Origin of the sequence: Sediminibacillus terrae, assembly GCF_009602435.1 — a bacterium.
GTDB lineage: Bacteria > Bacillota > Bacilli > Bacillales > Amphibacillaceae > Sediminibacillus > Sediminibacillus terrae.
This window is the reverse complement of sequence record NZ_VZDQ01000011.1, coordinates 196699-216876: the sequence shown is the minus strand read 5'-3', so window position 1 is coordinate 216876 and position 20178 is coordinate 196699. Positions and strand designations below refer to the sequence as shown.

The following is a 20178-nucleotide window of genomic DNA, read 5'->3' as shown; positions in this document are numbered from 1 at the left end:
TATGGATATCACTTATGATAATGTACCCACTATTCCAGAGCAAACGGTGCTTGAAGGTATTCTACTGTTGCATGACTCCATATTCGGGGATGCATACGACTTAGCTGAAAAAATTAATAAAAGGCAGAAGCTTCTATTTACACTGGCTTATGATCACGATTCGGTAATCGGCTATAAAATCGGATACCCGTGTGATGAGAAAAAATTCTATAGCTGGTTAGGCGGAGTAAACGCTAATTATCGAAACATGGGGATTGCTTCGGCTTTAATGGACCATCAGCACGTGTATTTACGCGAAAAGGGGTATGGGAGGGTACAAACGAAAACAATGAATCGTTGGCGTTCTATGCTGCTATTGAATATAAAAACAGGCTTTGATATCACTGACACGTACCTTGATAAGTCAGGGGAATTGAAAATCGTCTTAGAAAAGGAGTTAAACTAGAAGTTTCGTGAAAGCTTCTTTTTTTCTATGCGGAAATGTTATGAATCACCGGGAAAATACAAAGGGGGAAAGAGGCACGGCTTCCATCCTCAGAAAGTCCGAAACGCTTTTATGCGGGATTTTCAGCTTGTGCCTGCTGAAAGCCAAGTGCATTTCTGTAGTGTTTATAACCATTCATAAAGTCAAAATAACGAATGACTTAAGAAGATACAATGCACCAGCACGTGGTTCACAAGCATGGGGGACTTTGTTCAAAAAACGCACCTCAGTGGAACGTGTAAATGCTTATCTTAAAGAGTTTTTTCAGCTTAATAATGTTCGTTATCGTACTGGAAAACGTGCCAAGCTTTACTTTGACATGGTGACGCTTGTTTTTCATGCATCAAAATTAGCTGCAGATCGTATTAATGCTCAGTTAAGAAAAGTCAAGTTTTCTTATAGATCTACCTTTTGATTAAAAATAGGAACAACAAGATAATGACTGAGTAGCCCGAATACCCGTAGACTCCTGCGGGAAGTGGGAGATCGGCAAGACCCCACAGGGCTATGCCCGAGGAGGCTTGCCACTCCCCCGCGGAAAGCGGAGGGTATTCGGGCTAATGACAAAACGCTATAAGGCTGCATTTTTAAAAATATGTTTATAAATTCTGCACAGGTCTGTAATTTTAAAAAGAGCAATGATGAAATTGATTCAGTTATCTAATAAAATGTAAAAAACCGGACATGTTCGAATGCTTAGTAGTTCGAATCATTGTTCGGTTTTTGTTTTGGCAACGAGACTTTCGTCTGAGCCTCTTTTTAATGTTCGATAGAAAAAACCTTACTAAAGAGCGGATAAATTAGATAGCCAAGTAGAATGCCGCTGGTGTTCAGGATCAAATCATCGATATCCATGCTTCCCCGGTGGGTAAGAAACTGCAGAATCTCAATCAAGCTTACGGAAGCAATGGCCATTCCCGCTAGATACCTAAGTTTCGCTTCCTCTCTTTTACAGCAATAGTAGATACCGAAAGGGATAAACAACCCTATATTGGCAGCGAGGTTGTAAAAAGCAATGAATGGAGACGTCTCTCCATACAAGTAAAACATAATCGTTTTGAAGGGAATTAAATTGTAATTGTCATAGACTTGGCCTGCCGGACGGAAAAACAAAAGGACAAGCAAGAAAATACTATAAACAATGATAGATACATCAAGCGACTTTTTGGCAATCGTGAAGCGCTTCTTGAATGCAATACTGCTAATAGAAAAGAAGATAAAACTGTAGCAAATCCACACAACAACCAATACCAGGGAATGCAAATATTCAGTAAGGGATATCCAAATGGGAAATAATAAAACAAACACGATTTGTGCCACCCATAGACTGAAAATAAACCTTTTCTCCACTTTATGACCACCATCTTTCCTATCAAGTGTACCATCAAAACGGATCGGGTTGTTACGTTAAAAACAAAAAGAATACTTATTAAAATAATGTGCACTTTACAATAGTGTGTGTCGTACACTATAATGGTGGCAGGAGTTGATCGTATGAGTGAAGTCGATGAATTGGTAGAAAAACTGCTGCAAGAATTACGTCGCGGAACGATTACTATAGGGGTTCTCAGCCAATTGGATGAACCACAATATGGCTATTCTCTGGTGAGCATTCTGAGCGAAAAAGGGATGCCCATTGAGCCGGGAACGTTATATCCGTTATTAAGAAGATTGGAAAAGCAAGGGTTGCTGGAGAGCAAGTGGGACACCAATGGGGGGCGCCCGCGTAAATATTACTTGTTAAGCAGGAAGGGAAAAGAAGTCCTTGACCAACTGAAAAAAGAGTGGAAAAGCATTGTCGGCAATATGGAAGGATTATTCAGAGAAAGTGAGGGAACAAACGATGGAAATGATTGAGCGCTATATCTATGCCGTCTCGCTACGTCTTCCGCAGGGGCAGAGGCGGGATATTGCAGAAGAATTACGGAGTTTGATCGAGGATATGCTGGAAGAAAGGAACGATGGCCGGCCGATAGAGAATTCGGATATAGAGAAAGTATTGATAGAGTTAGGGAGCCCGGCAAAATTAGCTGAAAAGTACCGAGGGACCAACCGCTTCTTAGTAGGACCAGACCTGTTTCCAGCCTATTTATCAGTAATGAAAATGGTATTAATCATAGCAGTCTCAGCCATCGGCATCATTTTTGCAGTGGAAACCATCCTGACACCAATGAGCATTCTTCAACATTTTGTCGATTTTCTAATTTCCCTTTTTGTTACCGCTACACAAGTGTTTGCCTGGATTACGGCTGGTTTCGCTGTTGCTCAATATTTTGATATGGAACCGTTTGGGTTGGCAGGGGTGTATGATCGGAAAAAGTGGGACCCGTCAGAGCTTCCGACTGTTCCGGATGAGAAAAAACGAATAAAACGGGGTGATGTTCTAACAGGAATTATTTTTTCCGTACTACTATTGGTAGTGATCCGGTTTTCTAATCACTTGTTCGGAATTCTCTTATTCGAGGGCCATGACTTGGAAACCACCATTCCTTTTTTGAACGATGAAAAACTGGTCGAGGTAATGCCGCTCATTTATCTATTGGTAGTATTCGGAATTGCGAAGGAAATAACAAAACTAGTGGCTGGAAAGTGGACCAAGAAGTTGGCAATCACCAATCTAGTGATAAATGGTGCAATTTTTTTACTGGCTATGCTTATACTGAGAGATCAGGCGATCTTAAATCCGGATTTTGTCCAACAGCTTACCGAGAGTTGGGGAGTCAGTAAACAGCAAGAAGAATATGCGACCATAGAAATTGTCTGGAACCAATCGTATAATCTGGCGCTTGCTGCTTTTGTTATATCCTTGCTGATTGATACGATGACTGGGTTTTATAAAGCTTTGAGGAAGTAAGAGTACTGCTCGAACTGCCTCCTTTTCGGCAAGTGGTTCTTTCGTTGGATGAGAAAGCCCATTTGCCAAAAAGGTCTTTTGGTATTGAATGACCTTCCCTTCCGGACATTGGTTACTTGGACCGTTTTAGTATACCTAAATATTCCTGCCACGGACCGACATCTGTACGATAGTGCTTTGCCATTACCCGGACGATTTGAGCAATATGGGTCAAATCGTGAACAACCCAGGTGGATAGCAGTTCTCGTAATTTCACTTCTCCAAAAGCTGGATGCGTTCCGGTCCATTCAAACTGTTCATCGGACACAACAAGCTTTTGAACGGTAGAGATATTTTCGCCGCGTAAGGTTTTAAACTCCTCTAACTTTTGGTCAATGTTTTTTTCTGTTGATTGGTTCAAATGGGAAAACCGATCAAAGTCCGGAAAGGAGGTATCCACCCCTTGTGCTAAAATGGTTTTGATTCGTGGAATCCAATTCGTCTTTTCCGCTTCGACAAGATGACCGACTACGTCAAAGGCTGTCCAAGTCCCCTCTCCTTCATTACAATGCAGCCAACTGCTTGATAATCCAGACAGAAAGGCTTCAACTGTATGAGGTGTCCGTTCCAGTACTTCGATTGCCTCCTTCATCTGAAAGTTCATTTTCCAGCTCCTTTCCCAAACTTTTCCCTATATTTTATGTTACTCGCTATTTGTTCATTCGCCAGCTTATCGCTGTTTCCTTCTGAAATCTTAATTTTTGATCAAGAAAGTCTGTTAAACTAGTAACTAATATTATCCGAAATCGGCAGAGAGGCTGAGAATAGTTAATTAATAGTTAGGAGTTATTGACCATGGAGTATAAAATCGCGGAAAAACCAGGTTATACACCGCAAATCGGGCATCTTGTGTCGATGATGGAGTATGCAAGAAAGACGACACTCGATGCTGTCAAAGACCTTTCGACAGAACAGCTAGATTACTTGCCGACGGAAAAAAGCAATAGTATCGGCGCCTTGTTATTGCATATGGCAGCAGTCGAAATCGGTTTCCAAATAGAGATATTTGATGGCCGAAGTCCGAATGATGAGGAAAAGGGCGAGTGGGGAGCCGCTTATAGCCTCGGAAATAAAGGTCGATCGGAAATTAATGGAAATAATCTGGATTTTTATCTTGATAAGCTTGCCAAAGTCCGGCAAAGGACATTGATGGAATTCCGACAGCGAAACGATGCATGGCTTTTTGAGGGGATACAATGGGAGGGGCATCCGTCCAATCATTTTTTTATCTGGTTCCATGTAGTGGAGGATGAAATTAATCACCGGGGGCAGATACGGATTCAGAGAAAACTGATCGAGTAAAGTTCCTGCCATTATGGTATGGGGAAAATACAAGATGAAAATGTCCTTGATCCTTTTTACTCAAGGCAGTGAAGAAGCTCAAAGCTTTCATTCTGAAGAAATAGAATGTCCCTTGACTTTTAATCAGGTAAGGAGAGCTCTCTTCTCATGCTATAATAAACAGAATCATGATTCAAATAAATTAGGAGTTTTTAATATGAAAAAAATTGCCGCTACAGGATTTGCGGCAGCCGTCCTTATCTATGCTGTAATGCATTATGTTACCTTTTTGGTTCCTTCTCATGCAGGGGAAAGGATTTTGTCTGCGGCAGGAATAGCTGCGGTCATTTTTGCTGCTATAAATTTATCGCTTCGCTCGTTCATGGTGCCGTTGTTTTTATTGACAACGGCAACAGTGGTCCAAATCACGTCAGGCGGATCTTTCCTGACTTTTCTCCTGGAAGGCATCATTCAAATGCGAAGCCTTATTGCCTTGCTGCTGATTGTTCCGGTTATTGGCTGGATACTGCGGGAAGAACCTTATATTGATAGTATTATGAATGCTGCCCACCGTTTTCTGAATACTAGCAGAAAGTTTTATTTTGGAATCATGTTGGTCAATCAGCTTATTGCTTATTTTCTGCTGTTTGGTTGTATTCCGATGATGTATCAATTTATTCATGCATTCCTTCGCGACAAAAAGGGAGAAGCCTGGGAATACTTCAAGGGTACTGCCTTGTTGCGTTCTTTCGCGTTGACGACGCTTTGGGTTGTCAGCATTCCCAGTTTTGCATTTGCCGTCGACCATTTGGACGCTTCTTTAGGGTGGACAATCATTCAGGGAATGATGATTTCTCTTGCAGGGATTGGTTTGGCTGTTTGGTTTGCTGCAAGAAAAGAAAAGCAGTATGGAATAGATTATACAGCAGGAATTAATTCTGAGATTGATAGACTGGTAAAAACAAATGGACAAGTAAACCATACAAGAAAACATGTACTGGAATTCGCCACCCTGTTTGTCTCATTGTTTACGACTATTTTCCTTCTTCATCTCATCATGGGCTGGGGATTATTAATGGTCATTCCGCCGGTCATTATCGTATGGACCTGCGGTTACTTTATCCTTAAAAAACGAACAGGTAGTCTTATGAGCCAGGCAAAGCAATATTTTGGGGTGGACATGAAATACAAATCCCAGCAATTCAGTCTACTTCTAGCTGCCGGGATGCTGATCTATGCAGTCAATCAGTCGGGTATAGGTAATTACCTGGTGGAAGGTTTGTTTTATTTGGAGGATACTGTACCGTTCCTGAATTTCCTCGTCATCTTGCCATTCACAACTATCCTTCTAGGGTTTTTGGGCTTGGGCCCATTGACGGTCATCGTTTTGGTTGCCGGAATTCTCCAGCATGTGGATATGCCATATCCTCCGGAGTTGGTTGTGTTGTCGTTGACTTCTGGGAGCGTCATATCGGTTCTGCTGTCGCCGGTCATTCTCCCCATCATTATTTTGAGTGCAACGAACGGACTGAGCATTCTGAAGAACGGCTTTCGTTTCAACCTTGGCTACAGCATTGTTTTTTATTTCATGGTTCAAGCCTATATCCAATTTATGTGGTATGTTGTTTATTAAGCTGAATAAAAGCAGGCTAAAAGACGTTTGGAAACGTTTTTCGCCAGGAAGGGTGAAAAAATGAAACAATTGCAGCAAGATGCAGATTCTTTTCAGAAGGAAATGGGCTGGGAAATCAGGAAGGAAAGCTATGAAGCAAGCAGGGAAGATTTATTAAATAACTATATGCTGCTGACAACGGAAGTGGCAGAGGTAGCCGAAGAGTTCCGGAAGGCTTTTAATCTTACAAATAAAGCAATACAAGAGGGCAAGACAGAACAGGAAGCGTTTGATAGGGCTAAGGCTCACGTCAAAGAGGATGTCGGAAAAGAACTCGCTGACTGTGTTGCTTACATAACCAAAATGGCGAATTATTTTGAGATAAATTTAGAGGACAGTTTTTATAAGAAAATGGAAGAAGTGAAACATCGGAAAAATAAGGATGTCAGGAAAAGCTGAAATGGACTGCCCAAAGTCATGTTCGATGACTGAGGGTGGTCCTTTCTTTTATTTTAGACATCCAAACAATAGGAATTTCTTCTATAATAAAGGAGTTGCTTTCAATTTATTAAGCATTTATAAAGATTTTCTCTAAAGCAAATACCTGCCATTATAATAGAACGTGAAAGTGGGGTCTGGTGATGACGAATCAAGAAAAAATATTAATCATCGAGGATGATGCGGAGATTGCCAGGGTTATGATGGATCATCTGCGGCAGGAAGGCTACCTTCCGACATGGGCGTCTACTGGCATCGAGGGATGGGAGGAATTTAAAAATAGTGGGTTTGATTTGATTTTGGTCGATTTGATGCTTCCGGAAATGGATGGCCTTCAATTAAGCGAAAAAATCCGTCTGGAAAGTGATGTGCCGCTTTTGATCGTGAGTGCGAGGCAGGAGCAGGAGCACAAAATACAAGGGCTGGATTTAGGTGCGGACGATTATTTAACCAAACCATTCAGTCTCGGGGAATTGAGCGCACGGATTAGCTCACACCTTCGCCGATATCGCAGGTACAGGAATGAACCAGAACATGCAGATAAGCAAATCTACCAAGATGGGTTGGAAATCGACTTCACCAACAATGTAATCAAATTGGAAACGGCTGTTGTCCCTTTATCTGCGAAAGAAAGGGAATTACTACTGTTACTTGCGAAAAATCCGTATAAAACTTTTTCCAAATCCGAGTTGTACCATCACATTTGGGGGCAGCAGGATCTTCAAGGCAACAATACGGTAACAGTCCATATCAAAAGTCTGCGGACGAAATTGCGCGATGAGACAAGAGCGGCGAAGTACATTGAAACAGTATGGGGTGTCGGCTACCGCTTCATCGGGGAGTCCGTTGAATGAAAATTAAAAATTGGCTTGCTTTAAGTTACTTGATCGTACTTCTTCTGCCTTTCGCTGCCGTATATGGATTATACATAAGCATCAGCCACTTTGAACGTCAACAGGACTTCCGGGAGTTTGTCGAGGCGAGGCAGCAAATGGAGGAGTTGGAGACCATTCTCCAGGATGAAAAACTGTACCACATTCAGCCACGGGAAAACTATCAGGAAATCGAGAAAGCGGCGTCTGGCTCCATTCGGATCACCCTTTATCGTCCAGACGGGGTTACCCTCTATTCTTCATGGAATGATTCATATGCTGGCAGGCTCTTGCAAGTAGACACTTCACGCCTTTACAGCGGTTTGAATGACTTGAGCAAGCATGCTCGTACCTATTCGTTGAAACAAACAGTCTTCCATGACAGAGAGCTGACAGGCATTTATGAAATCACGCTTCCAAGGGATGTATGGATGGATGGAGTGAACAACCGAACTATCGTGGTCGGCGGTATCCTCATCCTGTTCATTGCTCTTGTTTATGGGACGGTTATCTGGGTTCTTCATCGTAAGCTGACCCGGCCGCTTGGCCAATTGCGCGAAAAAATGACGAAATTTGCCAAGGGGGAGCCGTTAAACGATCATTGGAGCCATTCCCGGGACGAGATCGGTGAATTGATTGCCCACTTTTATCAAATGAAAAAACAAATAGAGAGAACGAGGCAGGAACTTGTTCAACAGCAGCAAGAAAAGCAATTTATCGTGGCTGCGCTTTCCCATGATTTAAAAACGCCCTTAACGGTCATCCAAGCTTACTCGGAGAGCTTGTGGGGAGGACGGTTACTGTCGGAAGAAGAAAGACAGGAGTATGCAGGGATTTTATTTAATAAAATAGCGTATATGAAGCAGTTACTTCACGACTTATCTTTGTACACCGCCCTGCAATCGGAAGAAAAAGAGTCTGAACAAGTAAAGGTAGATGGCGAAGAATTGTTCGACATGCTGTTAAATGGTTATGAAGAACCATGCTCCCAAAACAAAATCAAGCTCCATACAGAAGTATGTGTAAGAAATATATACTGTTTGAATCCGGAACAGATTATGCGGGTCGTCGATAACGTGATGGCAAACAGTATCCGCCATACTCCGCCTGGTAAAAACCTGTGGCTTGCTGCTGTTTCCAGTGATTGTCTCATGCCGGAATGGGTCTTCGGTCCATTTCGCAGGGAGCTGGACTCCTTCCGGTCAGGAGGAACCTTGCTGTTGATACAAAACGAAGGAGAAGTAATACCCGAGAATCTACAGAAACGGATTTTCCTGCCTTTTGTTCAGGCGGGAGATGCTAGGTCAAACGGGAGCTCTGGACTTGGACTCAGTATAGCGAAGAAAATAATCGAACAACACGGCGGAAAAATCGGTTTATGGTCTGAAGACGGCTATGGAACCTTGATAGCCTGTTGGTTGAGAGAAGGGGAACATATGGATGAAACATAAAGGTTGGTTGAGCATTGTATTATTGTTGGTTGTCATAACAGGGTGTAAAGGAGATGTGGGTGTGTCCTCGGAAGAAATTTTCACAAAAGTGTTAGCTGAAAGTGAAGAACCCCTCGGCTATTATGGAGAGGGCAGTGTGTCGATTAAAGATGGTGAGACAGAGGAAAAGACAACTTTTGAGGAGTATGCAGGCAGGAATGGGCAAAGAAAAGTGATTACGGAGGAACCTGCCACAAGCAAAAGGTCGATAGCACTTATGGACGGGGGCTCCATGACCATTTATGAGGAAGGGAGTAAAACAGCTCAGCGCATGGACTTGTCGCCTGGTGAACTGCCTGCTTCCTTGACGCAGAAGGAACAGTTATTGAGCATGCTCGATGTAGTCCAGGGTACACATGATACGGAGTTGGTCGGTGAGGATACCATCCTGGATATGGAGACCTATCATCTGAAACTGACCAGTAAGGAAGATGGATTATTGGGGGACATGGATATTTGGGTCGAACAGGAAAACTGGTTCATTGTCAAAATGAAACAAAAAGCCGCCGATATAGAAACAAATGTGGAATACACGAAGCTCGATTTAGATCCGGATTTTTCGGATGATACGTTTTTGCTAGAGTTGCCGGAAGATGTAAAGGTATCTGACCTGGAGGAGGGGATGGCTGTCCCGGCTTCCTTGGAGGAGGCAGAACAAGCCTTGGGAACGGATTTTCTCCTGGTCGATGACGAGAAGCAGGAACTGGATCGGATTGAAATGGACAAAATCGGTGGCGAAATAAACAGAACAGAGGTCACATTCTATTATCTTCAAGATGGTGTCCCATCTTTTTCAATCTCGGTTTTTCCCACTCCCGAAGGGGAAGGGATGTCTTTGGGGGACGGGAATTTGAAAGTACGAGGAAACGATGCCGAAAAAATGGATGAAATCCGCGGAATCACCTGGGATGAACAAGGGCTTCGTTACTCCCTGCTGATGGAACATCCTGATTTGACGACAGAAGAAGTTTTGCAGCTAACTGAAACGATGAAAATGCATTCCGAATTGTAGGTGAAAATGTATGCTGCCGGGTTTTTATGAAATCATTATATGTGTTTTTCTCGGATTGACGACCCATTTAATCGGTCTTCTGGCTAGACAGAAAAACAAAAAGCAAGGCATGGCGGTCGAAGCGGCTGCAGCCCTGCTTGTGACAGGGATCGTTTTTTATTTGAATCCTTCAACGGACGGATTCCTCTACTTTTCGTTTCTGGCGAGTGGATGGTCTTCTGCCTTCACCCTGACCATGGGTTTAGAAAAATATCGAGAGGTAAAGCGAGAATTGGACACGGCCATTGTGGAACCGATTAAGATTGCCCGTAGTATTTCCCGGATAGCCCTCGATTTAGTTTTTGTCATTATCGTATATGCCGGGGCTATCTTGTTTCTTTTATATGGGCCAAAAGAAAGTCCGCTTCATTTCATGATTGTTTTTGGCATGTTTCCATCGCTTTCTGTGCTGTTGAAACGAGTGATTGACTGGAAAAAGGTCCGATTTTATTATGGAGAAGCGGAGCAAAAGCTCTATATTATTTCCTGGTTCCATGCACGCACATACACGCTACAGGATGCCGAGTCTGTTGCGGTGGAATCTGCCGTGGATCTGCTTAAACTTCATCCTTATTTCACCCTATTCACTAGCAGGGTTGACTTTACTACATCCATGCAAAGGGTGCTTCGAATCCGATTTCCGGGAGAAAGCGTGTATATGACCGTCAATCAAGCTGCACATTGGCAAAAGAAGTTGACAAGCTTTATCCCCGATCACACCGGGGATGAACAAGCGTTAGTGGTACTGCCGTTTTATCATCGGAAAAACATTAAAAGATTGATCGGAAAGCTTTACTTTGCGATGACAGTCAAGGGGATATCAGCATATACTGGACTGGTCTTGCTGCTGTATTTTTTAAAGGCTCCTCCGATGATGATGTTTTTTTTGGCTGGTTGTTATTGGGTTTTCAACCTATATATATCCGACAGGGTGTTGAAAACAGCTATGGATGCAAAAGAAGTAGAAGATCCAATCGTGATCGAAGCTGCCCGGAAGGTGTTTTCACGGGCGGGAATTCCTAATGTGAAAGTCTATGTAACAGAGTCAGACGAATATAACGGATTGGCCGCCGGAATGAACATCGGCCATTCATTGGTTACGTTGACCTCAGCCACTTTAAAGCTTCCGGCAACTGTTTTGGAAGGAATCCTGGCTCACGAGGCAGTCCATGTCAAAAAGAGGGACGTGATGTGGAAACAAATTGCCAATGCAGTCCTGTTGCTCGGATATGTAGGCATTGTATTCGTCATTGCGGAAAACATTTCCGACATCGAAGCTGTTAAGACGCCGTTATTCTTCGTTTTCTGGCTGATGTTTATGTTGTTTCCTATTTTTCAATCTTTGTTGTCGCAATGGTGCGAAGTCCGTGCCGATTTTCTTGGTTCCTCTTATTTAGATGGAGGTACGGAACAGATGGCGGAGAGCTTGACGGCAATTGCTGTCAAACAAGATGAGGCAGCACTGAAAAGCGTTGGGTACAGTGAAGCAAAACAGAGCGAGATGGTGAAGGAATCTTCGCTTGACCGTTCACCATGGTGGCTGCGGGCGGTGGAATTCCAGCTGATGCCTCATCCGCCAATGTATTGGCGCATCATGACTTTACATTCACTGCCGTACAGATGGGGGATGAAGATCGGGAAGTGCTGGTTTGTATCAAGGTGGACAGAATCGTTTTCTCGGAAGCTATAAAGTGAGGACTCACCTAACTTTATAAAAACAGACCGGTCACTGGATAGGGAAGGATTTCCACTCGACGGGGGCAAGCTAGGCAGACTCTATTGGAAAGAACGCGAGCTGAAAACCCACTTGGCAAAGCGCTTTTCTTTTCCAAATTAGCTGCAGCCGTTTCTGCGGAAAACGGAGTATCTCTCGGGCTCATGTTGTGGGAAACAGCAAAAAACACTTCCGCGATAAAATGCTTACCATCTTGCATCGGAAGCAGAAAACCGAACGAGTTCGACTGCTATTATTTCGAATATCGTTCGGTAATTGCTTCAGCCACGAGGCTTTCGTCCAACTTGCTTTTCTTTAAGTCAAAGGAATGAGCTAGTAATCAAATCTTCCGAGGAATGTTCTTTTTCGTCATTTCCATTACCCAATAAAAACAGCAGGAGGAAGATGACTGCGATTAATCCCCAAAAGACCACTTTTTTACCAAAACCACCTCGAAAATAACAAAACACGAACAGAAAATAAAGGACCCCTGCGATGATAAAAGAGACAATTCCGGTTACCAGCATTTCCTGTGTGTATTGATGGGAATATCCCCAAAAGTGAAGCATTATCGCTATGAAAGAAAACAGGCCGAAACCATACATCATTTTTTCCATGACAACCATCTCCTTATTTTTTTGATCAAAGGAAGTCCGCATTATGTAATCTTTATCACTTTTTGTTCGTAAAGCTGATAAAAACCAGGAAGGTCACCAATACAAAAAAGACGATCCCTACACCAAGTAATAGCTGAACAATCTGGTTCATAAGACTGGTCGGTTGAAAATGGACAAAAAAGAGCTTCGGCAATTTTTCTTCCATGTTCCTTCCACCCCACCATTGATTGATGAGGGGGCTGATTTTTTCATAATCTTGACTTCTTACATTTCGAATGTGCATATGTACCTCCTGGTAAAGAGCTTAATCCACGTTGATAATCTCTTGTAATTGAAACGTTGCTAAGTCGAGTTCCACATAAGAAGGCATACCGAGCTTTTGCCATAGCTCGAAGACATTTACAGAATTGTATTTTTCTACAAACAAGGAGATGACCGTTCCGTGTGCCACGATGATCATATCTTGATGCTTGGGTCGGCCATCAATCACTGATTTAACTGCTGCATCGAACCGCTCAAGAGCATCGGTTGCCGTTTCTGCTCCGAAAACCAAGTCGTTTGGACAGTCGAAAAAAGTCTGGATCACCGATTTCCATTCCTTTTCCGGATAGAGTTTACGGTTTTTGTGTCTGTCGTGTTCATGTAAATCTTTTTTTATTTCAACTTGTCGATTCAACTCGTCGGCAATCATCCTGGCAGTATGGATTGCTTTCGGCTCCTCGCTTGAAAAAATCGTGTCGAAGTCATATCTATTCAATAAGGGAGCTAATTTTGCTGCCTGTTCGATTCCATCTTCCGACAGCTCCCACCTGGAAGAGGAAGTGGAAGTGGAAATGACCGGTTTTGCGTGTTTGATCAATAGTAACTGTGCCAATCAAATGGCCTCCAATTCTGTTTTCTGTTAGATTAGTAGCTTTTATAGCCGGGAGGAAAAGGGCTGTTTTTACAGTAGAGAAACAAGTCACCTGTTTTTCCCACGATTGTTTGTTAACAAATCGATTACCAAGCAGCCTATCGTTCCGCCGATCATCATGCTTATCCACCAGCCCCAGTCAAATTCTTTTCTCCAAATGGCTCCAATTAGGAAGGCTATCGTAAAACCTGACAGGATACCGATATATAGGGAGTACCTCTTCATATATTTTCAGCCTCCTAAAAAAACATTTGAACAAATTTTAACATAAATTTCCTAGGGTGACGTTTACCGAGCATAAAAAAACAGAGCACCCAATGGGACACTCTGTTCTTTTGAAAGGTTACCTGTCTTCATGTGTCCAAGTTGTTTCTTCACCAGTGACCGGGCATAGCGGAAATGACTCGCCTTCCTTGAATGTCACTTTTTCCCCGGACTGGCATTGGTACTGCCCGCCTGCAGGAACCCCTTGACCAGTACGATATTCGTCATAACGTTTTTCCATTCCAATACCTCCTTAGCGTTTTTCATAACGCTATTTTTTCCTGAATTATTAGTTCTTACTCTTTCTTTAAACTCTCATAAGCAGAGGCAAGATGGAAACAATAGAAATGCTTAACATCATTTTACAGGGAGGTTTTTCGGTGAAGAAAAAAAGTATTTGGCTGAATCCTGTGTTTACAGTATCTTCAGTCATCATACTTGCATTGGTTATATTAGGTGCTATGATGCCGAAAGGGTTTGGAGCTGTTGCAAACCGGCTGTTCGATTTTACCGCGATTAATTTTGGCTGGTTGTATTTAGTTGGCGTTTTTATTTTGATCGTCTTTTTAATCGGGCTAGCGGTAAGTAAATTCGGTTCCATCCGTTTAGGGAAGGATGGAGAAAAACCTGAATTCCCCTTTTTCACGTGGGTTGGAATGTTGTTTTCAGCAGGTTTTGGGGTAGGACTCGTGTTTTGGGGTGTTGCCGAGCCGATGAGCCATTTTTTCACAACACCTTTCATCGGCATGGAAGGAGAAACGGATGAAGCAGCCAGAGTGGCGATGGGGTATGCTTTTTTTCACTGGGGTGTGAGTCAATGGTCCGTTTTTGCCATCGTAGGATTGGTTATAGCATTCTATCAATTCCGCAAGCAGGAAAACGGCTTGATATCGACGGCCCTACAGCCGGTAACCGGCAACAATCCCCTTGTGAAAAACACGATCGATTCGCTTGCCGTCATTGCAACGGTAATGGGCATTGCAACTTCGTTGGGACTTGGCGTTTTACAGATGAACGGTGGACTGCATTCCGTCATGGGAATCGAAAACTCCGGCACGATCCAAGTGCTCATCATGGCCGTACTGTTGGTAGCCTATATGTTTTCATCGGCTACAGGTCTTGATAAAGGAATCCGATATTTAAGCAACCTGAACCTTGGATTGGCATTGGGACTGCTGTTATTCGTGTTTATTGTCGGTCCCACGGTGTTTATCCTTGAAACCTTCACACTGGGAATCGGTGATTATTTCGCCAATTTTGTTTCCTACAGTTTCCGGATGCAGCCATACAAAGAGGGTACCTGGGTTCGGGAATGGACGATATTCTATTGGGCATGGGCAATTGCCTGGTCACCGTTTGTCGGAGCGTTCGTTGCCAGGGTTTCACGGGGACGCACTATTAGGCAATTTATTTTGGGAGTGATGGTGATACCACCTTTGATAGCCTGCTTGTGGATCGCGGCGTTCGGAGGGACAGCATTGTGGCTGGATTTAAACCAGGGAACCGATATAGCAGAAGCAGTCAATGAGGATGTCGCGACAGCCCTGTTTCAGTTATTCGATAACCTGCCACTCAGCCTGCTGATGTCGATATTATCTATCCTGCTGATTTTCACTTTTCTTATTACGTCCGCCGATTCAGCCACCTATATTCTGGGAAGCATGACAGCTTACGGAAGCCTCCATCCGCCTAAGTTTGCTAAGTTCGTGTGGGGTTTTTTAATGGCGGCAATCGCTGCTGTCTTGTTGTTTTCCGGAGGATTGGAGGCCTTACAGACGGCTTCGCTGATCGCTGCCTTGCCGTTTACGATCATCTTGCTGTTACTTATCGTTGCGATCATCAAGCTGCTCAGCAAGGAGCCGCTCCCAGTACGCAAGGCGGATGTCAAACGTTTCCGCCGTATCAGTAAAGAAGCGGACAGGCGGGAGAAGCAGTAAAGATTAACTACCGTCATGCAGCGAGACAGAAAAGAAGCGGGTGCTAAAGCAGAGAGGTCAGGAGAAGCTGAACGGTCAAATCCCTCTTACGTTCCTCCGTTGTGCTACCAACCAAGTGCATTAATTGTTCCTTTTCACTTTGCTCTCCTGTTATCGTCCGGTTTTGCAAAAGTTCTGTTAGGTCCCAGCTCTTATTGCTTCTTTATTCCTACTAAAAAACGCGGTAAGATTGGGGAAGAGGAATTTAACAGTACCTGAAAGGATTGGGCGCTATGGAGAGAATTATCCATCAAGACGACAACATGATGTACGGAAAATACTATTTCCTGTTGTTGTTGTCTGTTCTGACCCTCAAGAAATCAACAAAATTGGAAGCATGGAAGCAGCAGGCCAAAAAAGAGCTTGAAGAGGAAAAAGAAATCACTCGTTTGTAAAAGAGAGAAAAAAAGAGGAGGACCCGTTTTATGAGTGAAGCATCAGCAGTGAAAAAAGTGGACAGGCCGAATACGCGGACAAGTCTGCATCATCAGTTTAAAGAACTTGGTTTGAAGGAAGGGATGGTCGTGATTGTCCATTCCTCGCTAAGTTCTCTCGGCTGGGTATGTGGCGGGTCAGCTGCGGTCATTCAAGCTTTGATGGATACAGTCGGAGAAGAAGGGACGATTGTCATGCCGGCCCAGACGGCGGAAAACTCCGATCCAAGCAACTGGGAGATGCCGCCGGTACCTAAAGAATGGTGGAAGACTATCCGTGCAGAAATGCCGGCATTCGATCCTGATGTCACACCGACGCGAGGGATGGGGAGTATTGCAGAAACGTTTCGCGGCTTTCCGGGAGTCAAAAGGAGCAATCATCCGACTTATTCATTTACTGCCTGGGGAAAGCATGCGGGAGAGATCATCCATGAACAGCCATTGCCTGCAGGATTTGGCGATGACTCACCATTGGCAAAAATCTATCATTTGGATGGGTTTAGCCTGCTGCTTGGCGTCGGTCATGACAGCAATACTTCTTTGCATCTGGCAGAACACGCCGTTCCGCACAAAAAGAAACTGGAAAAAGGGACTGCCCTGCTGGAAAATGGGATACGAGTCTGGAGGACCTATGAAGAAATCGATTATGACTCCGAGTTGTTTGCTGAGTTGGGCAAGGAATATGAACAAGCTCATACGGTAGTTGCCGCTAAAGTCGGAGCTGCTGAAGCGAAACTCATCAGACAGCGCCCGATGGTCGATTACGCACGTGAGTGGTTGAAAAACAAGCATTAGAAAATGGCACTACATATGAAATTCTTTTTATTCAGAAAAGCCAAAGGGTATCCGCTCTTTGGCTTTTGTCTACCTTGTTTCACTCATCAGGATCTATCACGGTGAACGGCCGCATCATGTCGTAATCTTCATGCTCCAGGATATGACAATGCCAGACGTAGTCTCCGGTATAGGGAGCGAATTTGGCAATGACGCGTGTAATTTGGGCAGACGGGGCGGCGATGGTGTCCTTCCAGCCGCGCTCGTTGGGAGCGGGAGCTGTTGCGGTCCCTGTATAATCAATTTTGCCGTCCTGATTATATCGCTCCAGGTCAAACGGTCGTCGATCGAGTACTTGAAATTGAACGAGGTGGATGTGGATCGGATGTGTAAAATTCGTGACGTTGACCAATGACCATATTTCGGTGGTCCCGAGTTCGGGCTTCTCTGTTACAGGATCGTGCCATTTCTTGTTGTCCAATAGTAGCAGCGGCCGGTCATATTCATCCGTGGAACCGACTAATTTTAACTGACGGATAGCAGTAATATTGTTTTGTTTAAGGGAAGGAATACGGGACAAATGCCTCGGGATTTTGCTAGTATCTTTTCTTGAGAGCGGTTTTGTCACCCGGAATTGCATGATATCCCCGGTCGGATCATCTGGATCGGCATTGGCTCCAAGGTTGTTTTTTATCACCACTGTCTTGCCTTTTAGCTTGGAAAAATCGACAATTACATCGACCCTTTCGGCTGGTTCGACCCCGATTTGTTCGATTTTCACTGTATTCTTCAGCAAGCCGCCGTCAGATCCGATTTGATAAAATGGTTGACCGGAATCCAACATCAATTGATAACTTCGGGTATTCGAACCGTTGAGGACACGGAAACGGTATTTACGTGGTTCTACTTCTAAATATGGCCACACTTTTCCGTTCGCCAAAATAGTGTCTCCATTGAATGCAGGCACGATCGATGGATTTGGCAGATTGGCCGCCGCGTCATCAGGCTGACGTGGATAAGCGAGGGATCCATCTTGGTTGAAAGAGCGGTCCTGGATCAGCAAAGGTATTTCATATTTACCGGATGGCAAATGCAATGCCTTTTCGTGTTCATTCCGGATGATATACATGCCAGCCAACCCTGCATAAACATTCAAACGTGTGATTCCCATAGCATGGTCATGGTACCACAAAGTAGTGGCCCGCTGGTGGTTCGGGTATTCATACACTTCTCGGCTGAACGACGGGCCGGTTTCCCTAAAACCGTTCGTGAACCATGCTTCTGGATAGCCATCACTGTCCGGTTTTGTTTCACTGCCATGCAGGTGGACTACCGTTCTCACCTGCGGTCCATTGGCTACATTGTGAACAGAACCATCAATCGGCAGGATGTGCCTGTTCGGTAGGTGATTCGTCCAGCGAACGCGAATCGGTTCATCTTGCTTTACCTCGAAGGTGGGGCCGGGAAATTGACGATTATAACCCCAAAGCCTCGTCGGCGGTAAATCTCTATGCAGTTTTTGCCGGAACTCTTCCATTCTTACTTCATAGTAAGGACCGTTCTTTGTCCTGTGGTTCGGTTGAAGAACCTTCATGATCGGCAGCCGATCCACAAATTTTTCGAGAGTCGGACTCATGGTTTCATCTCCAGTTTTGGTGCATTTACTATAGTAGATGACAGACGCACAGGTTTTGGGAAGGCTGATATAACAAGCTGCCGTTTTTTTTATTAGTGGTGAAGTCATCTGATAGTGCTTGTCCATGCAGGACTATTTTGGAACATGTTACAATGGGGAAAGGAAAAACAGAGGTGAACGTAATGAACTCAACACAGATAGTGAAAAGATTGCAGGACCATGAGCCGGCTGTATTAGGGAGTGAAGAATTTGCCAAGTTTGCTGTGCTGCTTCCGCTTATCGAAAAAGAAGGGGAGCTGCAAGTAGTATTTGAAGTCCGTTCCCGTACGTTGAGAAGGCAGCCCGGCGACATTTGCTTTCCGGGCGGAAAAATTGATCCTGACGATCGATCAGCAAAAGAGGCTGCCATTCGGGAAACGGTGGAAGAACTAGGAATCAAAACGGAAGAGATAACGGAAATTCATCCCATTGATTATATGGTTTCGCCTTTTGGCATGATTGTATATCCCTTTACAGGTTTTATGGACGAAAAGGCAAACATCAGCCTCAATCCGCAGGAGGTCGAGGAAATATTCACTGTACCGCTATCCTTCTTTTTAGAAACGAAACCTGTCATTCATGAGGTCGATATGCACATCGAACCAAAGGAAGATTTTCCGTTCGAGCTTGTGGCCGGTGGAAAGGACTATGAGTGGCGTCCTTTAAAAATGGAAGAATATTTTTATCAGTATGATGACAAAGTTATCTGGGGTCTGACGGCAAGAGTGATCGCACATTTTGCCTCCTTGTTGAATAGCTGAGTCGGAAAGGGAAAGAAGACTGTCACACAGGCAGTCTTTTTCTTCTGCTTTTGCACGATATAGGGAAGAATGAAAAAGAGTGAATTTAAAAGAAATGAAAAAGTTGCAGAAAAAACACTACCATCTTCGTCGAAATAGGAGTATGATGAAAAGCAAAAAAGTGTGGCTTCTAGGCAATATGGAAAGGAAGTATTTGTAAGTGAAACCTTCAAGAAAAGAATTCGCTATCATCGGACTGGGCAGGTTTGGAGGAACCCTCTGCAAGGAACTGGCCGAGTCGGATATCGACGTGCTGGCAATCGACAAAAGCCCAGAACGCATCCAGGAATACGCATCCATCGCCAGTCATGTTGTAGTAATGGACGCAGTGGACGAACAGTCGCTTCAGTCTGTAGGTATCAGCAATTTTGACTGTGCAGTCATCAGTTTTGGAGAGGACATTCAATCGAGCATCCTTGCCTCCCTGTTGTTAAAAGAGATGGGGATGAAAAAGGTGTGGGTAAAAGCACGGAATGAGAGTCATCAAAAAGTGTTGGAAAAAATCGGGGTCGACAAAATCATCAACCCCGAACAAGATATGGCCAAGCGGATCGCCCATCATATTGTCTCCGATCAGATTGTCGATTATATACAGCTATCCAAACGACATAGCATGATGGAGGTGATCGCGACGAAGGACATGGAAGGAAAAGCGATAGGTGACCTGAGTATTACCAAAAAACATTTTTGTCGCACAGTTGCGATTAAAAAGGATGAAGAGACACTTCTCATGGAACCGTCGCTTGATACGAAAATCGAGCACGGGGATATCCTCATCATAATGGGGGAAAATGAACGGTTGAACCGATTGGAAGTCAGAGGAGTATAAC

23 protein-coding genes and 1 pseudogene are annotated in these 20178 nt (G+C 44.0%); 16 read left to right on the top strand and 8 right to left on the bottom strand.

What is annotated here, in order from left to right:
• Position 1 precedes the first annotated feature (1 nt).
• Together F6X55_RS03630 and F6X55_RS03625 are read left to right on the top strand one after the other, a co-directional pair.
• Entirely contained in the window at positions 2-445 is a 444-nt protein-coding gene (locus F6X55_RS03630; protein ID WP_153462009.1) for a GNAT family N-acetyltransferase, read from the top strand.
• A 172-nt stretch (positions 446-617) separates the two neighbouring features.
• A pseudogene (locus tag F6X55_RS03625) lies at positions 618-899 on the top strand (IS5/IS1182 family transposase); the annotation flags it as partial.
• A gap of 344 nt (positions 900-1243) precedes the next feature.
• Here the strand turns inward: F6X55_RS03625 and F6X55_RS03620 are convergent.
• A complete protein-coding gene (locus F6X55_RS03620; protein ID WP_026571919.1) occupies positions 1244-1834 on the bottom strand; it encodes a VanZ family protein in 591 nt (196 codons plus the stop codon).
• Positions 1835-1978: 144 nt separating this feature from the next.
• Here F6X55_RS03620 and F6X55_RS03615 point away from each other — a divergent pair, with 144 nt between their 5' ends.
• Complete coding sequence (locus tag F6X55_RS03615) at positions 1979-2341, top strand: PadR family transcriptional regulator (protein WP_026571918.1); 363 nt, start codon at positions 1979-1981, stop codon at positions 2339-2341.
• Positions 2328-3338: an HAAS signaling domain-containing protein gene (locus F6X55_RS03610; RefSeq protein WP_153462008.1), complete on the top strand. Its 1011-nt coding sequence runs from the start codon at positions 2328-2330 to the stop codon at positions 3336-3338. Before F6X55_RS03615 ends, F6X55_RS03610 begins: the two co-directional genes overlap by 14 nt.
• A 112-nt stretch (positions 3339-3450) precedes the next feature.
• On the opposite strand, the gene F6X55_RS03605 is transcribed toward F6X55_RS03610, so the two are convergent.
• Positions 3451-3981 (bottom strand): DinB family protein, encoded by a 531-nt coding sequence (locus tag F6X55_RS03605; protein ID WP_026571916.1) that lies wholly within the window; start codon positions 3979-3981, stop codon positions 3451-3453.
• A 191-nt stretch (positions 3982-4172) separates the two neighbouring features.
• Here F6X55_RS03605 and F6X55_RS03600 point away from each other — a divergent pair, with 191 nt between their 5' ends.
• The 7 genes from F6X55_RS03600 (at position 4173) to F6X55_RS03570 (ending at position 11871) form a co-directional block, all read left to right on the top strand.
• Positions 4173-4679 (top strand): DinB family protein, encoded by a 507-nt coding sequence (locus F6X55_RS03600; RefSeq protein ID WP_153462006.1) that lies wholly within the window; start codon positions 4173-4175, stop codon positions 4677-4679.
• Between the two features lie 196 nt (positions 4680-4875).
• Positions 4876-6291, top strand: a complete 1416-nt coding sequence (locus tag F6X55_RS03595) for a hypothetical protein (protein ID WP_153462005.1) — start codon at positions 4876-4878, stop codon at positions 6289-6291.
• A 60-nt stretch (positions 6292-6351) separates the two neighbouring features.
• A complete protein-coding gene (locus F6X55_RS03590) occupies positions 6352-6729 on the top strand; it encodes a MazG nucleotide pyrophosphohydrolase domain-containing protein (protein WP_026571913.1) in 378 nt (125 codons plus the stop codon).
• A 182-nt stretch (positions 6730-6911) separates the two neighbouring features.
• The gene (locus F6X55_RS03585) at positions 6912-7622 is read left to right on the top strand and encodes a response regulator transcription factor (protein WP_153462003.1); all 711 of its coding nucleotides are present in this window, start codon (positions 6912-6914) and stop codon (positions 7620-7622) included.
• Positions 7619-9091 (top strand): HAMP domain-containing sensor histidine kinase, encoded by a 1473-nt coding sequence (locus F6X55_RS03580; protein ID WP_153462001.1) that lies wholly within the window; start codon positions 7619-7621, stop codon positions 9089-9091. The genes F6X55_RS03585 and F6X55_RS03580 overlap by 4 nt, the downstream gene beginning before the upstream one ends.
• Positions 9081-10142, top strand: a complete 1062-nt coding sequence (locus F6X55_RS03575; RefSeq protein WP_026771530.1) for a LolA family protein — start codon at positions 9081-9083, stop codon at positions 10140-10142. The genes F6X55_RS03580 and F6X55_RS03575 overlap by 11 nt, the downstream gene beginning before the upstream one ends.
• Before the next feature lie 10 nt (positions 10143-10152).
• Entirely contained in the window at positions 10153-11871 is a 1719-nt protein-coding gene (locus F6X55_RS03570; RefSeq protein WP_153461999.1) for a M56 family metallopeptidase, read from the top strand.
• A gap of 344 nt (positions 11872-12215) precedes the next feature.
• Here F6X55_RS03570 and F6X55_RS03565 read toward each other — a convergent pair whose 3' ends face one another.
• The 5 genes from F6X55_RS03565 to F6X55_RS20025 form a co-directional block, all read right to left on the bottom strand.
• Entirely contained in the window at positions 12216-12512 is a 297-nt protein-coding gene (locus F6X55_RS03565; RefSeq protein WP_026571908.1) for a hypothetical protein, read from the bottom strand.
• 55 nt (positions 12513-12567) lie between these two features.
• A complete protein-coding gene (locus F6X55_RS20390; protein WP_153461997.1) occupies positions 12568-12795 on the bottom strand; it encodes a hypothetical protein in 228 nt (75 codons plus the stop codon).
• Between the two features lie 21 nt (positions 12796-12816).
• Complete coding sequence (locus tag F6X55_RS03555) at positions 12817-13386, bottom strand: histidine phosphatase family protein (protein WP_051390527.1); 570 nt, start codon at positions 13384-13386, stop codon at positions 12817-12819.
• 87 nt (positions 13387-13473) lie between these two features.
• Entirely contained in the window at positions 13474-13650 is a 177-nt protein-coding gene (locus tag F6X55_RS03550; protein ID WP_153461995.1) for a hypothetical protein, read from the bottom strand.
• Between the two features lie 118 nt (positions 13651-13768).
• On the bottom strand, positions 13769-13930 hold the full coding sequence (locus F6X55_RS20025; RefSeq protein WP_202616110.1) for a hypothetical protein: 162 nt from the start codon (positions 13928-13930) through the stop codon (positions 13769-13771).
• A gap of 106 nt (positions 13931-14036) precedes the next feature.
• Here F6X55_RS20025 and F6X55_RS03545 point away from each other — a divergent pair, with 106 nt between their 5' ends.
• The 3 genes from F6X55_RS03545 to F6X55_RS03535 all read left to right on the top strand — a co-directional run bounded on the left by F6X55_RS03545 (position 14037) and on the right by F6X55_RS03535 (position 16894).
• Positions 14037-15626, top strand: coding sequence for a BCCT family transporter (locus F6X55_RS03545; protein ID WP_153462390.1), 1590 nt, complete (start codon positions 14037-14039; stop codon positions 15624-15626).
• A gap of 272 nt (positions 15627-15898) precedes the next feature.
• Positions 15899-16060 carry a hypothetical protein gene (locus F6X55_RS03540; RefSeq protein ID WP_153461993.1) on the top strand — a complete coding sequence of 54 codons (162 nt, stop codon included), beginning with the start codon at positions 15899-15901 and terminating at the stop codon, positions 16058-16060.
• A 30-nt stretch (positions 16061-16090) separates the two neighbouring features.
• The gene (locus F6X55_RS03535) at positions 16091-16894 is read left to right on the top strand and encodes an AAC(3) family N-acetyltransferase (RefSeq protein ID WP_153461991.1); all 804 of its coding nucleotides are present in this window, start codon (positions 16091-16093) and stop codon (positions 16892-16894) included.
• A gap of 79 nt (positions 16895-16973) precedes the next feature.
• On the opposite strand, the gene F6X55_RS03530 is transcribed toward F6X55_RS03535, so the two are convergent.
• The gene (locus tag F6X55_RS03530; protein WP_153461989.1) at positions 16974-18509 is read right to left on the bottom strand and encodes a multicopper oxidase family protein; all 1536 of its coding nucleotides are present in this window, start codon (positions 18507-18509) and stop codon (positions 16974-16976) included.
• A gap of 182 nt (positions 18510-18691) precedes the next feature.
• Here F6X55_RS03530 and F6X55_RS03525 point away from each other — a divergent pair, with 182 nt between their 5' ends.
• On the top strand, positions 18692-19309 hold the full coding sequence (locus tag F6X55_RS03525) for an NUDIX hydrolase (RefSeq protein WP_026571903.1): 618 nt from the start codon (positions 18692-18694) through the stop codon (positions 19307-19309).
• Positions 19310-19508: 199 nt separating this feature from the next.
• Positions 19509-20177, top strand: coding sequence for a potassium channel family protein (locus F6X55_RS03520; RefSeq protein WP_026571902.1), 669 nt, complete (start codon positions 19509-19511; stop codon positions 20175-20177).
• The last annotated feature ends 1 nt before the right edge of the window (position 20178 follow it).

Excerpts from the sequence above, each read along its gene's own strand:
- F6X55_RS03540 (WP_153461993.1), top strand. The coding sequence starts at position 15,899 with ATGGAGAGAATTATCCATCAAGACGACAACATGATGTACGGAAAATAC.
- F6X55_RS03565 (WP_026571908.1), bottom strand. The coding sequence starts at position 12,512 with ATGGAAAAAATGATGTATGGTTTCGGCCTGTTTTCTTTCATAGCGATA.
- F6X55_RS03605 (WP_026571916.1), bottom strand. The coding sequence starts at position 3,981 with ATGAACTTTCAGATGAAGGAGGCAATCGAAGTACTGGAACGGACACCT.
- F6X55_RS03535 (WP_153461991.1), top strand. The coding sequence starts at position 16,091 with ATGAGTGAAGCATCAGCAGTGAAAAAAGTGGACAGGCCGAATACGCGG.
- F6X55_RS03545 (WP_153462390.1), top strand. The coding sequence starts at position 14,037 with ATGCTTAACATCATTTTACAGGGAGGTTTTTCGGTGAAGAAAAAAAGT.
- F6X55_RS03600 (WP_153462006.1), top strand. The coding sequence starts at position 4,173 with ATGGAGTATAAAATCGCGGAAAAACCAGGTTATACACCGCAAATCGGG.
- F6X55_RS03630 (WP_153462009.1), top strand. The coding sequence starts at position 2 with ATGGATATCACTTATGATAATGTACCCACTATTCCAGAGCAAACGGTG.
- F6X55_RS03590 (WP_026571913.1), top strand. The coding sequence starts at position 6,352 with ATGAAACAATTGCAGCAAGATGCAGATTCTTTTCAGAAGGAAATGGGC.
- F6X55_RS03595 (WP_153462005.1), top strand. The coding sequence starts at position 4,876 with ATGAAAAAAATTGCCGCTACAGGATTTGCGGCAGCCGTCCTTATCTAT.
- F6X55_RS03575 (WP_026771530.1), top strand. The coding sequence starts at position 9,081 with ATGAAACATAAAGGTTGGTTGAGCATTGTATTATTGTTGGTTGTCATA.
- F6X55_RS03615 (WP_026571918.1), top strand. The coding sequence starts at position 1,979 with ATGAGTGAAGTCGATGAATTGGTAGAAAAACTGCTGCAAGAATTACGT.
- F6X55_RS03585 (WP_153462003.1), top strand. The coding sequence starts at position 6,912 with ATGACGAATCAAGAAAAAATATTAATCATCGAGGATGATGCGGAGATT.
- F6X55_RS03570 (WP_153461999.1), top strand. The coding sequence starts at position 10,153 with ATGCTGCCGGGTTTTTATGAAATCATTATATGTGTTTTTCTCGGATTG.
- F6X55_RS03580 (WP_153462001.1), top strand. The coding sequence starts at position 7,619 with ATGAAAATTAAAAATTGGCTTGCTTTAAGTTACTTGATCGTACTTCTT.
- F6X55_RS03610 (WP_153462008.1), top strand. The coding sequence starts at position 2,328 with ATGGAAATGATTGAGCGCTATATCTATGCCGTCTCGCTACGTCTTCCG.
- F6X55_RS03550 (WP_153461995.1), bottom strand. The coding sequence starts at position 13,650 with ATGAAGAGGTACTCCCTATATATCGGTATCCTGTCAGGTTTTACGATA.
- F6X55_RS03525 (WP_026571903.1), top strand. The coding sequence starts at position 18,692 with ATGAACTCAACACAGATAGTGAAAAGATTGCAGGACCATGAGCCGGCT.
- F6X55_RS03530 (WP_153461989.1), bottom strand. The coding sequence starts at position 18,509 with ATGAGTCCGACTCTCGAAAAATTTGTGGATCGGCTGCCGATCATGAAG.
- F6X55_RS20025 (WP_202616110.1), bottom strand. The coding sequence starts at position 13,930 with ATGGAAAAACGTTATGACGAATATCGTACTGGTCAAGGGGTTCCTGCA.
- F6X55_RS20390 (WP_153461997.1), bottom strand. The coding sequence starts at position 12,795 with ATGCACATTCGAAATGTAAGAAGTCAAGATTATGAAAAAATCAGCCCC.